Genomic DNA, 12,704 nt, shown 5'->3' with positions numbered 1-12,704 from the left:
GTCTCTACAGGCTTCCGATCCAGTTGGTGAGCAGCTGGGCTCCGGCGTCGCCGGACTTCTCGGGGTGGAACTGGGTGGCCCACAGGGCGCCGTTCTCCACGGCGGCCACGAAGGGCTCACCGTGCGTCGACCAGGTGACCTTGGGGGCGGTCATCAGCGGGTTCTCGGTCTGCAGGCTCCAGTCGTGCACGGCGTAGGAGTGCACGAAGTAGAACCGGGCGTCGGCGTCCAGGCCGGCGAAGAGCTCGCTGCCGGAGGCCGCTTCGACGGTGTTCCAGCCCATGTGGGGCACGATGTCGGCCTGCAGCGGCTCGACGGAGCCCGGCCACTCGCCGAGGCCCTCGGCCTCGACGCCGTGCTCGATGCCGCGCGCGAACAGGATCTGCATGCCGACGCAGATGCCCATGACGGGACGCCCGCCGGACAGCCGCCGGTCGATGATCCAGTCGCCGCGGGCGTCGGTGAGGCCCTGCATACAGGCGGCGAAGGCGCCGACGCCGGGGACGAGCAGCCCGCCGGCGTTCATGGCCTTGTCGAAGTCACGGGTGATCTCGACGTTCGCGCCGGCGCGGGCGAGGGCCCGCTCGGCGGAGCGCACGTTGCCGAAGCCGTAGTCGAAGACCACGACGTTCTTGGCGGTCATTTCACACCTCCAGCCTCAGGACGCCGGCGACGAGGCACAGCGCGGCGCTGACGGAGAGCAGCACGATGAGGCTCTTGGGCATCTGCTGCTTGGCGAACGAGATGATGCCGCCGACCAGGAAGAGGCCGACGACGATCAGGATGGTGGACAGCCCGTTCATGGGGTTACAGCGCGCCCTTCGTCGACGGCAGGATGCCGGCCGCGCGCGGGTCGCGCTCGGAGGCGTAGCGCAGGGCCCGGGCCAGCGCCTTGAACTGGCACTCCACGATGTGGTGGGCGTTGCGTCCGTACGGCACGTGCACGTGCAGCGCGATCTGCGCCTGGGCGACGAAGGACTCCAGGATGTGGCGGGTCATCGTGGTGTCGTACTCGCCGATCATCGGCGCCATGTTCTCGGGCTCGGTGTGCACGAGGTAGGGGCGGCCGGACAGGTCGACGGTGACCTGGGCGAGGGACTCGTCCAGCGGGACCGTGCAGTTGCCGAAGCGGTAGATGCCCACCTTGTCGCCGAGGGCCTGCTTGAAGGCGGCGCCCAGCGCGAGGGCGGTGTCCTCGATGGTGTGGTGGGAGTCGATGTGCAGGTCGCCCTCGGTCTTGACGGTGAGGTCGAACAGGCCGTGCCGGCCGAGCTGGTCGAGCATGTGGTCGTAGAAGCCGACGCCGGTCGCCACGTCGACCTTGCCGGACCCGTCGAGGTCGATCTCGACGAGGACCGAGGTCTCCTTCGTCACCCGCTCTATGCGTCCTACGCGGTTCATGCGCTCTGCTCCTTCTTCACTTCACGGACCGCGTCGAGGAACGCGTCGTTCTCTTCGGGGGTGCCGGCGGTGACCCGCAGCCAGCCGGGTACGCCGTTGTCCCGGACCAGGACGCCCCGGTCGAGGATCTTCTGCCAGACGGCGTGGGCGTCGTCGAACCGTCCGAACTGCACGAAGTTGGCGTCCGAGGCGGTCACCTCGTAGCCGATGGCGAGCAGTTCGGCGACCAGCCGGTCGCGCTCGGCCTTCAGCTGCTCGACGTACTTCAGCAGCGTGCCGGTGTGCTCCAGGGCGGCCAGCGCGGTCGCCTGGGTGACGGCCGACAGGTGGTACGGCAGCCGGACGAGCTGGACGGCGTCGACCACGGCGGGGTCGGCGGCGAGGTAGCCGAGGCGCAGACCGGCCGCGCCGAAGGCCTTCGACATCGTCCGGGAGACGACGAGATGCGGCCGGCCTTCGAGCAGCGGCAGCAGCGAGTCGCCGTGGCTGAACTCGACGTACGCCTCGTCGACGATCACCATCGACGGCTTGGCCGCCTGCGCGGCCTCGTACAGGGCGAGGACGGTCTCGCGCGGGACCGCGTTGCCGGTGGGGTTGTTGGGGGTGGTGATGAAGACGACGTCGGGCCGGTGCTCGGCGATCGCCTTCTCGGCGGCGGCGAGGTCGATGGTGAAGTCGTCGTTGCGGGGGCCGGAGATCCAGCCGGTGCCGGTGCCGCGCGCGATGAGCGCGTGCATCGAGTACGACGGCTCGAAGCCGATCGCGGTACGGCCGGGGCCGCCGAAGGTCTGCAGCAGCTGCTGGATGACCTCGTTGGAGCCGTTGGCCGCCCACACGTTGGCGAGGCCCACCGGGTGGCCGGAGGTGTCCGTCAGGTACTCGGCCAGCTGGGTGCGCAGCTCGACCGCGTCCCGGTCGGGGTAGCGGTTGAGGTCGCGGGCGGCCTCGCGGACGCGTTCGGCGATCCGCTCGACCAGGGGCTCGGGCAGCGGGTAGGGGTTCTCGTTGGTGTTGAGCCGTACGGGGACGTCCAGCTGGGGCGCCCCGTAGGGGGACTTGCCGCGCAGCTCGTCCCGTACGGGGAGATCGTCGATGCCAGTCACTTGCTCTCGGGTACCTTCCAGCCGAACCGTGCCTTGATCGCCGCGCCGTGGGCCGGCAGATCCTCCGCCTCCGCGAGCGTCACCACGTGATGCGCGACCTCGGCGAGCGCGTCGCGTGTGTAGTCCACGATGTGGATGCCGCGCAGGAAGGACTGGACGGACAGGCCGGAGGAGTGGCAGGCGCAGCCGCCGGTGGGCAGGACGTGGTTGGACCCGGCCGCGTAGTCGCCGAGGGAGACGGGCGCCCAGGGGCCGATGAAGATCGCGCCCGCGTTGCGGACCCGGTCGGCCACGGCGGCGGCGTCGGCCGTCTGGATCTCCAGGTGCTCGGCGCCGTACGCGTCGACGACCCGCAGGCCCTCGTCGATGCCGTCGACGAGGACGATCGCGGACTGCTTGCCCTTGAGGGCGGGCACGATCCGGTCGTCGATGTGCTTGGTGGCGGCGACCTGCGGCTCCAGCTCCTCGGCCACGGCGTCCGCGAGCTCCACGGAGTCGGTGACCAGGACGGCGGCGGCCAGCGGGTCGTGCTCGGCCTGGCTGATCAGGTCGGAGGCGACGTGCACCGGGTCGGCCGTGGAGTCCGCGAGGACCGCGATCTCGGTGGGGCCGGCCTCGGCGTCGATGCCGATCTTGCCGGTGAAGTAGCGCTTGGCGGCGGCGACCCAGATGTTGCCGGGGCCGGTGACCATGTTCGCGGGCGGGCAGGACTCGGTGCCGTACGCGAACATCGCGACGGCGGTGGCGCCGCCGGCGGCGTACACCTCGTCGACGCCGAGCAGCGCGCAGGCGGCGAGGATCGTCGGGTGCGGCAGCCCGCCGAACTCGGCCTGGGCCGGTGAGGCCAGCGCGATCGACGGCACCCCCGCCTCCTGGGCGGGCACGGCGTTCATGATCACGGACGACGGGTAGACCGAGCGGCCGCCGGGCGCGTACAGGCCGACGCGGTCGACGGGGACCCACTTCTCGGTGACCGAGCCGCCGGGGACGACCTGGGTGGTGTGCGCGGTGCGGCGCTGCTCGCGGTGGACGAGCCGGGCGCGGCGGATGGACTCCTCCAGGGCCGCGCGCACGGCCGGGTCGAGCTCCACGAGGGCCTTCTCCAGGGCCTCGGCGGGGACGCGCACCTGGTCGAGCCGGACGCCGTCGAACTTCTCGGCGAAGTCGATCAGCGCCGCGTCGCCCCGATGATGCACGGCCTCGCAGATCGGACGCACCTTCTCCAGGGCGGCCGAGACGTCGAAGTCGGCTCGGGGCAGCAGGTCGCGCAGGGCGGGGCCCTCGGGGAGGGCGTCGCCGCGCAGATCGATTCGGGAGATCACGTACCCAATTCTCTCAGACCCGCGTCGGACGCCGGGGACGCGTATCAATGGCTGATACAGACCGTCCCGGGAACCCGGAAGATCCTCTTCACGTCTTGCGTTCGGGGCGTCACCCAGCGGGCATCACGGTGGTACGGGGCCACTGACTCGCGAGTAGCCGGGGAGGATGAGAAGGACGTGACCGAGGGGGCCGGCATCCGGGACGGGGACCTGCCGGACGATCTGACCGCCGCCGAGGCCGGGATGTGGCAGGCGTTCCGCAACGGCAGCGTGTACGACCTGAGCAGCGGCGACACCGTCGTCGACGATCCGCACGGCGGGCACCCCTGGGGCGAGGAGCGGACCGTGCGGGCCCGGATCGTCTGCTGGCTGCTGCTGGACGGGCCGCCGGCGCTGGCGGGCCGGGTCTCCTCGCTGAAGCTGGTGGGCGTGCAGGTCAGCGGCACGCTGGATCTGGCGGGCGGCACCGTGGAGCCGTATGTCGAGATGCGCGGCTGCCGTTTCGAGCACGAGGTGCTGCTGCCGGAGGCCCGGTTCACCACGCTGCGGCTGGTGGACTGCTCGGTGCCGCGGCTGGAGGCGGCGCGGGTGCACACGGAGGGCGATCTGCATCTGCCGCGCTGCCGTTTCCACAACGGCGTGCGGATCACGGACGCCCACATCGGCACGGATCTGCTGCTCAGCCAGGCCGTGGTCTACCGGGACCGCAGCGGCCGCTCGATCGCCGGGGACGGTATGAACGTCGGCCAGGACCTGCAGGCCGAGATGCTGGAGTCGCACGGCGAGCTGAGCCTGCGCGGCGCGAGCATCGGCGTGTCGCTGAGCCTGCGGGGGGCGCGGCTGGTCAACCCCTACACCCGGCTCGCGCTGAACGCGCCGCAGCTCACCGTCGGGCGGACCCTGTATCTGACCCCGGCGGGGGTGGGCAGTCCGCTGCTGAGCGGGCGCACCCCGGCGCGCGGGACCCGGGTGCAGCGGTTCGAGTGCCGGGGCGGGGTGCGACTGGACGACGGGCGGTTCGGGGACGCCGTCGACCTGGAGCGGGCCCGGTTCGTCTTCACGGACGAGCAGGAGCTGTCGATGCGCCGGATCCAGACGCCGGAGCTGCGCTTCCTCGGGGAGAGGATGGAGCGCGGCCGGGTGGTGCTGTCGGGCGCGCGGGTGGTGAACCTCATGGACCGGGCGGACGCCTGGCCGGGGCCGGGGCTGCTGCACATGGGCGGCTTCGGCTACGAGAACCTGGTGCCGCGCGGGCCTTTCCCGCTGGAGCGGCGGCTGGAGTGGGTGGCGGCCGCGACCGCCGAGTACAACCCGGAGCCGTACGAGCTGCTGGCCTCCGTGCTGCGGGCCGGCGGGGAGGACGAGGACGCGCGCGAGGTGCTGCTCGCCAAGCAGCGCCGGCGGCGCGAGACGCTGCCGCCCGCGGGGAAGCTGTGGGGGTACGTCCAGGACTGGATGGTCGCCTACGGCTATCGGCCGGGCCGGGCCGCCGTGTGGATGGCGATCCTGTGGGCGGCGGGTTCGGTGGCCTTCGGGTACGCCGATCATCCGCCGATCAAGGGCGGTGAGCATCCGACCTGGAACCCGACGCTGTTCGCGCTGGACCTGCTGCTGCCGGTGATCGATCTGGGGCAGGTCGGGTTCTGGCAGCTCAGCGGCGTATGGCAGTGGGTGTCGGCGGCGATGGTCCTGCTGGGCTGGATCCTGGCGACGACCGTGGCGGCGGGGGCGACGCGCACGCTGCGCCGGAGCTGAGGCCAGCGGGACGTCCGATGTCGATGGGAATGGTGTGACGAGTGAGCTGATTTCATGGATGTCCGACAGTTGTTGAACGGTTGACCTTTACCGGTTCTTGACCTGCGGGCGTACAACTTTCCCCGTGTTGGCCGTTCCCTCTGGCGCGGCGGTGACCTGCGGTCCTTCAATGGTCGACACCATGGCTCTGCTGCTCCCGTTCGGCCGGGCGTCACGGACGACCAGCCCCTCAGCGCAGCACCCCGCCGCCGGACTCCCCGCCGACGACGAGGTGCTCCTCGACGCGCCAGACGACCGCCTGGGCCCCGCGCTGGTCGCGGCCGGCCAGGGGTCCCACCGCGCCGCCGCCGACCTGCTCGCCGCCACCCGCGCCCTCGGGCGCTGGGACCACCGCGACCGGTACGTCCTGCGGCTCGCCGCCTTCGCCCGCTCCCGGCCGGAGTGGGTGCAGACGTGGCACGCCGCCGCCCCGGACGACCCGGACGTCCTGCTGCTGCGCGCCCAGCTCGCCGTCGACCACGCCTGGCGCTCCCCGGCCCGCGCCGAGCTGCTGCGCGGGGTGAGCCCGCTGATCACCGCCGCCGCCCGGGCCGACGACCGCGACCCGGTGCCCTGGCGCCTCGCCCTGGACCACGCGCGCGGCTCCCGCGCCGGGCACACCTACTTCGGCGAGCTGTGGGAGGCGGCCGTGCGCCGCGCCCCGCTGCACTACGGCTGCCATGTCGCCGCCCTGCGCTATCTGGCCTCCTCCTGGCACGGCTCGCACCGCGAGTGCCTGGACTTCGCCGACCGCGCCGCTCAGGACGCCCCCGCCGACTCCCTCGTCCAGGCCCTGCCGGCCCGGGCGGCGCTGGCCTACCTGAACGACGGGTGCGGCCCCGGAGTGCCCCCGGAGCGGCTGCACGCCGCCGCCGACCGGGCCGTCGCGCTCTCGGCCCGGTTCCCGGCGGCCGACCTGTGGCTCGCGGCCGTACGCAACAAGCTGACCTGCGTCCTCGTGGAGCTCGGCCGCTGGGACGACGCCCTGGAGCAGCTGCGGCTGATCGGGCCGCACGCCACGTCCTACCCGTGGAGCCGGTCCGCGGACGATCCGCTGGGCCGTTTCCTGGAGGTGCGGCACCAGGTGCGGCGGCGCGCGGCCCCGGCCAGGGGGCGCGCCGGGCATCCACCAGGTGGGCGCGCCCGTCGTGCCGGCCGGCGCGACCACTAGGCTTTGGCGCCGTGACCGTCCGCCTTCCGCTCTTCCCGCTGAACTCGGTGCTTTTCCCGGGGCTCGTCCTGCCGCTGAACGTCTTCGAGGAGCGGTATCGCGCCATGATGCGCGAACTCCTCAAGACCCCCGAGGAGGATCCGCGCCGGTTCGCCGTGGTCGCCATCCGGGACGGCCACGAGGTGGCCGTCGCCGCCCCCGGGATGCCGGACCCGACCGCCGTGCCCGAGCGCGGCCCCGCCGCGGGCTTCGGCCCCGACCCGCTGGCCGCCTTCCACTCCGTGGCGTGCGTCGCGGACGCGGCGACGATCCGGGAGCGGGCCGACGGCACCTTCGAGGTGCTGGCGACCGGCACGACCCGGGTGCGGCTCGTCTCCGTGGACGCGTCGGGTCCGTTCCTGACGGCCGAACTGGAGGAGCTCACCGAGGAGCCGGGCGACGAGGCCGGAGCGCTCGCCGAAGGCGTGCTGCGGGCCTTCCGGCAGTACCAGAAGCGGCTGGCCGGCGCCCGTGAGCGGTCCGTGTCCACCACCGCCGACCTGCCGGACCAGCCGTCGGTCGTGTCCTACCTGGTGGCCGCCGCGATGATGCTGGACACCCCGACCAAGCAGCGGCTCCTCCAGGCCCCGGACACCGCGTCCCGGCTGCGCGACGAGCTGAAACTCCTTCGCGCCGAGACCTCGATCATCCGTACCCTGCCCTCGCTCCCGGCGTCGGACCTGACCCGCGGACCGACCAGCCTCAACTGACGCACCACCCCTGGGGAACGGCCACCATGGCGAAGAAGTCGAAGAAGCAGCAGCAGTCCGGCGGAACCCCGGCCACGGTCGCGCTGACCGCGGCCGGTGTCGCCTACACCGTCCACTCCTACGACCACGACCCCGCGCATCCCTCGTACGGCGAGGAGGCCGCGCAGGCGATGGGCGTCTCGCCGGACCGGGTCTTCAAGACGCTGGTCGCGGACGTGGACGGCGCCCTGACCGTGGCGGTGGTCCCGGTGGCGGGCCAGCTGGACCTGAAGGCGCTGGCGGCGGCGGTCGGCGGCAAGCGGGCCGCGATGGCGGACCCGGCGCTCGCGGAGCGCACCACCGGCTATGTGCGGGGCGGCATCTCGCCGCTGGGCCAGCGCAAGAGGCTGCGCACGGTGCTGGACGCCTCGGCCTCGGACCACGACACGATCTGTGTCTCGGCGGGCCGCCGGGGCCTGGAGGTGGAGCTCGCGCCCGCCGATCTGGCGGCGCTCACCGGCGCGGTCCTCGCTCCCGTCGGACGTGCGTGAGCCCTCCACCTGGCGTGTATGAGCCCTCGACGGCGGGCCCGTCCTCGGTTAAGTACCAAGGACATATCGAAGAGGACGCGCAAACGCAAGTGGCGTATCAAGAAGGGCCGTTCGAACCACGGACGCCGCCCGGCGTGACGTGACGGTCCACCGCTCAGGGGGCCGATCCGCCCCCTGGGCACCCGGCCTCAGGCCGCCGGTGAGCCGTGCGGGTCCTTCGGCGGGGGCTGCTTCTCGTACGGGTCCGGCTCCCGGGGACCGAACAGCGCGGTCAGGCCGAGGTGCACGATCAGGGCCGCGAGCGGCCAGGCCAGCCAGGCCCCCTTCGCGCCCAGCTTGAGGGGCGCCGAGAAGGTGACGCCCTTGCCCACCGCCTTGGCGTGGGCGATGACGTTCTCCGTGGGGCCGAGCCAGACCCCGATCCGCCAGGCCAGCAGCGACCCGAGGAAGCCGCCCAGGGCGAGCCCCACCACCAGCGGCACCCCGCCGCGCCGCCGCCACAGGAACACGGCCACGGCGCTCACCAGGCCGAACGCGAGCGCGAGCAGGGTGAAGGTGCCGTCCACCCCGATGGCCTGCTCGCCCTCGGAGTCCTTGAAGTACACGACCCAGCCGTCGTCGACGACGTCCCCGACGAGCGGCACGCTCGGCGCCAGCCGCCACCACAGCACCCCGAGAAGCGCGCCGAGAAGCGCGACCACGACCGTGACGACGGCGCCCTCGCGCAGCTCGGCCTTCATCCCGGGACCGTCCTGCCCGTACGACGGCGCGCCGTACGGGCCGGGCGGCGGGCCCCCGGCGGCGTCGGATATGGCGTCGTGCGGCACGGCGGCCGTGTACCCGGCAGCGGGCTGCTGCCATCCCCCGGGGGAGGACGGGTCACGCGGCGGCGGTGGAGGAGTCAGCGGAGCGGTCACCCTGCCATCGTGCCAGGCCGCCCCGTGCGGCGCGTCACCGGACGGCCGCCCGGCGGTACGCCCAGGTGGCGACGGCCAGCGAGACGACGCCGACGCCCGCGCACACGGCCAGGTCACCGAGGACGAACCCCCAGCCGGGCCGCTCCCCGAAGGTCCGCGCGAACGCCTCCACGCCGTACGTCGAGGGCAGCAGGTCGCGGGCGAACCGGACCACCTCCGGCATCCGGTCGGCGGGCAGGACGCCCAGCAGCAGGGCGGCGGACATACCGAGCTGCCCGAGCAGCGTGGCCAGCTCGGGGCGCGGGGCGAGCAGTCCGAGGGCGGCGCCGAGCCCGGCGAGCGCGGCTCCGGCCAGCGGGATCACGGCGACGAGGATCCACAGGTGCGTCATCGGCAGCCCGAACAGCAGGCAGCCGAACACGGCCGTCACGACGGTCCCGGGCACCGTGAAGGAGGCGTACGCGCCGGCCGCGCCGAGCACCACGGCGGCGGGCGGCACCGGAAGCGTGGCGTAGTGGTCGAGCCCGCCGCTGGCGCGCAGCTGCCCGAAGTACTGGGCGAGCAGGTTCAGCGCGACGAAGGCGACGACCAGCACCGACGACCCGGCCACCACGGCCTGCGCCTCGGCCCCGCCGTCGACGACACCGCGCATCAGGATCATGATCCCGACCGACTGGAAGGTCGCCACGAACAGCAGCGGGATGCGCGCGACCCGCGCCCGGGACAGCTGCGCCCGGTACACGGCGCACAGCGACGGCCACAGCCGTGCGCGCGGCCCCAGCTCGGCCGGGGCCCGGCCGGACGTCCGGTCCGCGGCCAGGGCACCGCCCGGCAGAACCTCGGCGGGTACGACACTCACGTGGCGCTGCTCCCTTTCGCACAGGGGATCGACACAACGGTGGCCCTGCTCCGTACACCGTCCAGTACGGATGCGGCGGTCCGCTCGCTCACGCCTTCACCAGGCCCTTCTGCGCGGCACCGCCCAGCGCCAGGTAGACGTCCTCCAGGCTGGGCGTGGCGAGGGTGAAGTCGTCCAGTGCGGCGAAGGCGGCGCCGCCGGTGACGGTGGCGACGACCGTGCGGGCCTCCTCGGGGGCGAGGCGCAGGGTCCAGCGGCGGCCGGACTCGACGGCGCGGTCCTGGAGCGCGGCGACCTCGGGCACCTCCAGCGGCGCCCGCTCCCGCCACAGCAGCTCGACACGGACCTCGCCGGCCACGCGCTCCTTGAGCCCGGACGGCGTGTCGCAGGCGATGACCCGGCCCCGGTCGAGGACGGCGACCCGGTCGAGGACGGTCTCGGCCTCGATGACGTTGTGGGTGACGAGCAGCACCGTGGTGCCCCGCTCGGCGCGCCGGCGGTCCACGGCCGACCAGACGGCCCGCCGGGCCACCGGGTCCATGCCGGTGGTCGGCTCGTCCAGGACGAGCAGCGGCCGCTCCCCCACCAGCGCGGCGGCGAAGCAGGCCAGCCGGCGCTGTCCGCCGGAGAGCTTGCGCAGGGGCCGTCCGGCGATCGGGGTGAGCCCCAGCTCGTCGAGGACGTCGTCGCGCTCGGCCCGGGCCGTGCGGGCGTCCAGGCCGCGCAGCCGGCCGGTGGTCTCGGCGGCGAGGGAGACGGTCAGCTCGTCCAGGGCCGTCGACTCCTGGCCGAGGTAGGCGAGGATGCGCGCGGCCCGCTCGGGGTGGCGCACGATGTCGTGCCCGAGGATCTCGACGCTGCCGGAGTCGGGCCGCATCAGCCCGGTCAGCTGCCGTACGAGGGTGGTCTTGCCGGCCCCGTTGGGTCCGAGCAGCCCGAAGATCTCGCCCTGGGCGATGTCGAGCCGCACGTCGTCGGTGGCCCGCAGCGCGGGCGTGCCGGGCGTGCCGCGGCGCCCCCGGACGGCCGGGTAGGTCTTGGTCAGCCCGCGCACGGCACACACGACGTCACCACCGTGCCGAAGTGCCTGTCCCGCGCGCGTACTCACAAGGCACGAGACTACGGGGTCCGCCGCCCCGATCCGTCCCCGGGTCGCCGGATACGGCCGTTTCCCCAGCTCGCCCCGCACCTCCGACACGCCGTACGGGACCGCGTCCGTCAGTCGGCCGCCGGCGCGTGTTCCGCCGTGCGCACGTCGATCTCGCGCCAGAAGCCCGCCCTGATCGCGTACCGGTCGTGTTCGTCGATCTGGTCGTCCTTGTGGGCGAGCAGGCCGAAGCGGGCCGCGTAGCGCAGCAGCTCGCCGTCGATGCGGTGCGGGATGCGCGGGTACATCGCGGACAGCTTCTGCAGATGCCCCTGCTCCCCGAGCCGCCCCATCCAGCGGCGCGCGAAGACCTGTCCGACCTCGTACGGGTCGCCGCCGACCGTCGTGATGTCCTCCTCGCGGTCGGCCCAGCGCTGCTCGGCGGTGGTCAGCTGCGCGAGGGTCGGCATGGAGGCGATCTCGGGCGGCTCGGCCGCGGTGCCGGGACGGTCGACCCAGCCCTTGTCCGAGGACCAGCGCAGGGTGGCGCTCGCCGGCTGGGCGGTCTGGACGCCGGGTGCGCGCAGGGCGGCGAGGTCCTTGGGCGTGGGGACGCCCTTGGGCGCCGGGACGCGCTCCGGTGCGCCGGTGTCGGCCGAGGCGGCGGGCGCGTGCTCGGGCTCCTCGGGGCGCCGCTCGCCCGTCGCGCCGAGCGCGGAGTCGGGCAGCGGCGCGGAGAGGATCGCGGCGATCTCCGGACGCGGCACCGGCGGCGGCGCGCACACGCCGGTCAGCTCCTTGGCGCGTACGGCCTGGGTGATCCAGGCCCGGTCGAGCACACGCCGCTCGTCCGCCTCGGCCACCAGGTCCTCGGACTGGTTGTAGTCGCCGTCGGCGGCCTGCACGGCCCACAGATGGACGGCGACCCCGTGCTCCTTGGCGGCCATCATGCCCGGCAGCAGATCCCCGTCGCCGGTGACGAGGACGACGTCGGAGCACGCGCGGTTGCGGGCGAGCTCGGTGAGTTCGGCGTGCATCGCGGCGTCCACGCCCTTCTGCGCCCAGCGGCCGTCGCTGCGGGTCAGGGCGCCCAGCCGGACGGTGACCCGCGGCATCACCCGCAGCCGGCGGTGCTCGGGCTGCGGGACCCGGTCGGGTGCGCCGTCGAACCAGTAGATGCGCAGCAGGGGCTGCTGGGTGTCCGACTCGGCGCAGGCGCGCAACGCCTGGATGAGGGCGGCGTGGTCGACGCTGATCCGGGACCGGGAGGGTTCCCCGGCGAGCAGGCTGGCGGCGGCCCCCAGCAGATACCCGGCGTCCACCAGGACGATGCAGCGGTCCACACGACTCACCCTCTTCCCGGGAGGTTTGCTTCAGGCTTCCTTCGAGTCTGCCCGACCGTGCGGGGGTTAACGGGCCGAACTCGATCTTCGGCGTGGCGTTTCGGCGGATCGGGCCGGCGCCCCGGCGGGGCGGGCGCCCCGACAACCGCCACTACACAGGGTAATTATCCGACATGCACTCTTTGTCTGGCTATGTGAATCTGGTCCCGGCCCTGGCCCCTAGATCCCCCACAGGAGGCAGATCACCATGGCCAAGAACAAGAAGCAGGACCGTAAGCAGCCCCAGTCCGCGCGTGGTGCCCGGCAGAACGAGACCACGACGGTGATGGAGCCCCCGGCCGAGCCCGCCCTCGCGCAGGCGAGCCCGGGCGACATCGCCCGCAAGGGCCGGCAGAAGCGCTTCGGTCACAACTGATCTCCGCGTAAGG

14 protein-coding genes are annotated in these 12,704 nt (G+C 73.3%); 5 read left to right on the top strand and 9 right to left on the bottom strand.

What is annotated here, in order from left to right; genetic code table 11:
• Positions 1 to 4: 4 nt before the first annotated feature.
• The 5 genes from hisH to hisD are packed head-to-tail and all read right to left on the bottom strand — an operon-like array spanning position 5 to position 3,826.
• On the bottom strand, positions 5 to 643 hold the full coding sequence (gene hisH, locus KBY32_RS25625) for an imidazole glycerol phosphate synthase subunit HisH (RefSeq protein WP_210981790.1): 639 nt from the start codon (positions 641 to 643) through the stop codon (positions 5 to 7).
• A gap of 1 nt (position 644) precedes the next feature.
• A complete protein-coding gene (locus KBY32_RS25620) occupies positions 645 to 803 on the bottom strand; it encodes a hypothetical protein (RefSeq protein WP_164492274.1) in 159 nt (52 codons plus the stop codon).
• Positions 804 to 807: 4 nt separating this feature from the next.
• Positions 808 to 1,401: an imidazoleglycerol-phosphate dehydratase HisB gene (hisB, locus tag KBY32_RS25615; RefSeq protein WP_031483403.1), complete on the bottom strand. Its 594-nt coding sequence runs from the start codon at positions 1,399 to 1,401 to the stop codon at positions 808 to 810.
• Positions 1,398 to 2,504, bottom strand: coding sequence for a histidinol-phosphate transaminase (locus tag KBY32_RS25610; protein ID WP_055621587.1), 1,107 nt, complete (start codon positions 2,502 to 2,504; stop codon positions 1,398 to 1,400). Before KBY32_RS25610 ends, hisB begins: the two co-directional genes overlap by 4 nt.
• Positions 2,501 to 3,826 carry a histidinol dehydrogenase gene (gene hisD / locus KBY32_RS25605; RefSeq protein WP_115509172.1) on the bottom strand — a complete coding sequence of 442 codons (1,326 nt, stop codon included), beginning with the start codon at positions 3,824 to 3,826 and terminating at the stop codon, positions 2,501 to 2,503. Before hisD ends, KBY32_RS25610 begins: the two co-directional genes overlap by 4 nt.
• 177 nt (positions 3,827 to 4,003) lie before the next feature.
• Between hisD and KBY32_RS25600 the strand changes: the two genes are divergently transcribed.
• The 4 genes from KBY32_RS25600 to ybaK all read left to right on the top strand — a co-directional run bounded on the left by KBY32_RS25600 (position 4,004) and on the right by ybaK (position 8,070).
• On the top strand, positions 4,004 to 5,581 hold the full coding sequence (locus KBY32_RS25600) for an oxidoreductase (protein ID WP_210981789.1): 1,578 nt from the start codon (positions 4,004 to 4,006) through the stop codon (positions 5,579 to 5,581).
• A 169-nt stretch (positions 5,582 to 5,750) separates the two neighbouring features.
• The gene (locus KBY32_RS25595; protein ID WP_210981788.1) at positions 5,751 to 6,791 is read left to right on the top strand and encodes a hypothetical protein; all 1,041 of its coding nucleotides are present in this window, start codon (positions 5,751 to 5,753) and stop codon (positions 6,789 to 6,791) included.
• A gap of 11 nt (positions 6,792 to 6,802) precedes the next feature.
• Positions 6,803 to 7,540: an LON peptidase substrate-binding domain-containing protein gene (locus tag KBY32_RS25590; protein ID WP_210981787.1), complete on the top strand. Its 738-nt coding sequence runs from the start codon at positions 6,803 to 6,805 to the stop codon at positions 7,538 to 7,540.
• A 26-nt stretch (positions 7,541 to 7,566) separates the two neighbouring features.
• Positions 7,567 to 8,070, top strand: a complete 504-nt coding sequence (gene ybaK / locus KBY32_RS25585) for a Cys-tRNA(Pro) deacylase (protein ID WP_108706454.1) — start codon at positions 7,567 to 7,569, stop codon at positions 8,068 to 8,070.
• A 188-nt stretch (positions 8,071 to 8,258) separates the two neighbouring features.
• Here ybaK and KBY32_RS25580 read toward each other — a convergent pair whose 3' ends face one another.
• From KBY32_RS25580 to KBY32_RS25565, 4 genes are all read right to left on the bottom strand, one after another.
• Positions 8,259 to 8,987 (bottom strand): DUF2567 domain-containing protein, encoded by a 729-nt coding sequence (locus tag KBY32_RS25580; RefSeq protein WP_079033607.1) that lies wholly within the window; start codon positions 8,985 to 8,987, stop codon positions 8,259 to 8,261.
• A 34-nt stretch (positions 8,988 to 9,021) separates the two neighbouring features.
• Complete coding sequence (locus tag KBY32_RS25575) at positions 9,022 to 9,846, bottom strand: ABC transporter permease (RefSeq protein WP_055621594.1); 825 nt, start codon at positions 9,844 to 9,846, stop codon at positions 9,022 to 9,024.
• 88 nt (positions 9,847 to 9,934) lie between these two features.
• Positions 9,935 to 10,909, bottom strand: a complete 975-nt coding sequence (locus tag KBY32_RS25570) for an ABC transporter ATP-binding protein (protein WP_055621595.1) — start codon at positions 10,907 to 10,909, stop codon at positions 9,935 to 9,937.
• 155 nt (positions 10,910 to 11,064) lie between these two features.
• A complete protein-coding gene (locus tag KBY32_RS25565) occupies positions 11,065 to 12,276 on the bottom strand; it encodes an NYN domain-containing protein (RefSeq protein ID WP_055621596.1) in 1,212 nt (403 codons plus the stop codon).
• A 247-nt stretch (positions 12,277 to 12,523) separates the two neighbouring features.
• Between KBY32_RS25565 and KBY32_RS25560 the strand changes: the two genes are divergently transcribed.
• Complete coding sequence (locus KBY32_RS25560) at positions 12,524 to 12,691, top strand: hypothetical protein (protein ID WP_181890521.1); 168 nt, start codon at positions 12,524 to 12,526, stop codon at positions 12,689 to 12,691.
• The last annotated feature ends 13 nt before the right edge of the window (positions 12,692 to 12,704 follow it).

This window comes from Streptomyces sp. RK62, assembly GCF_018070255.1.
GTDB classification, from domain to species: domain Bacteria; phylum Actinomycetota; class Actinomycetes; order Streptomycetales; family Streptomycetaceae; genus Streptomyces; species Streptomyces nigra.
This window is presented reverse-complemented; position numbering and strand designations above follow the sequence as displayed.

Bases quoted from the DNA above. Each gene is read 5' to 3' on its own strand.
- hisH (WP_210981790.1), bottom strand. From the start codon at position 643: ATGACCGCCAAGAACGTCGTGGTCTTCGACTACGGCTTCGGCAACGTG.
- KBY32_RS25620 (WP_164492274.1), bottom strand. From the start codon at position 803: ATGAACGGGCTGTCCACCATCCTGATCGTCGTCGGCCTCTTCCTGGTC.
- hisB (WP_031483403.1), bottom strand. From the start codon at position 1,401: ATGAACCGCGTAGGACGCATAGAGCGGGTGACGAAGGAGACCTCGGTC.
- KBY32_RS25595 (WP_210981788.1), top strand. From the start codon at position 5,751: ATGGTCGACACCATGGCTCTGCTGCTCCCGTTCGGCCGGGCGTCACGG.
- ybaK (WP_108706454.1), top strand. From the start codon at position 7,567: ATGGCGAAGAAGTCGAAGAAGCAGCAGCAGTCCGGCGGAACCCCGGCC.
- KBY32_RS25560 (WP_181890521.1), top strand. From the start codon at position 12,524: ATGGCCAAGAACAAGAAGCAGGACCGTAAGCAGCCCCAGTCCGCGCGT.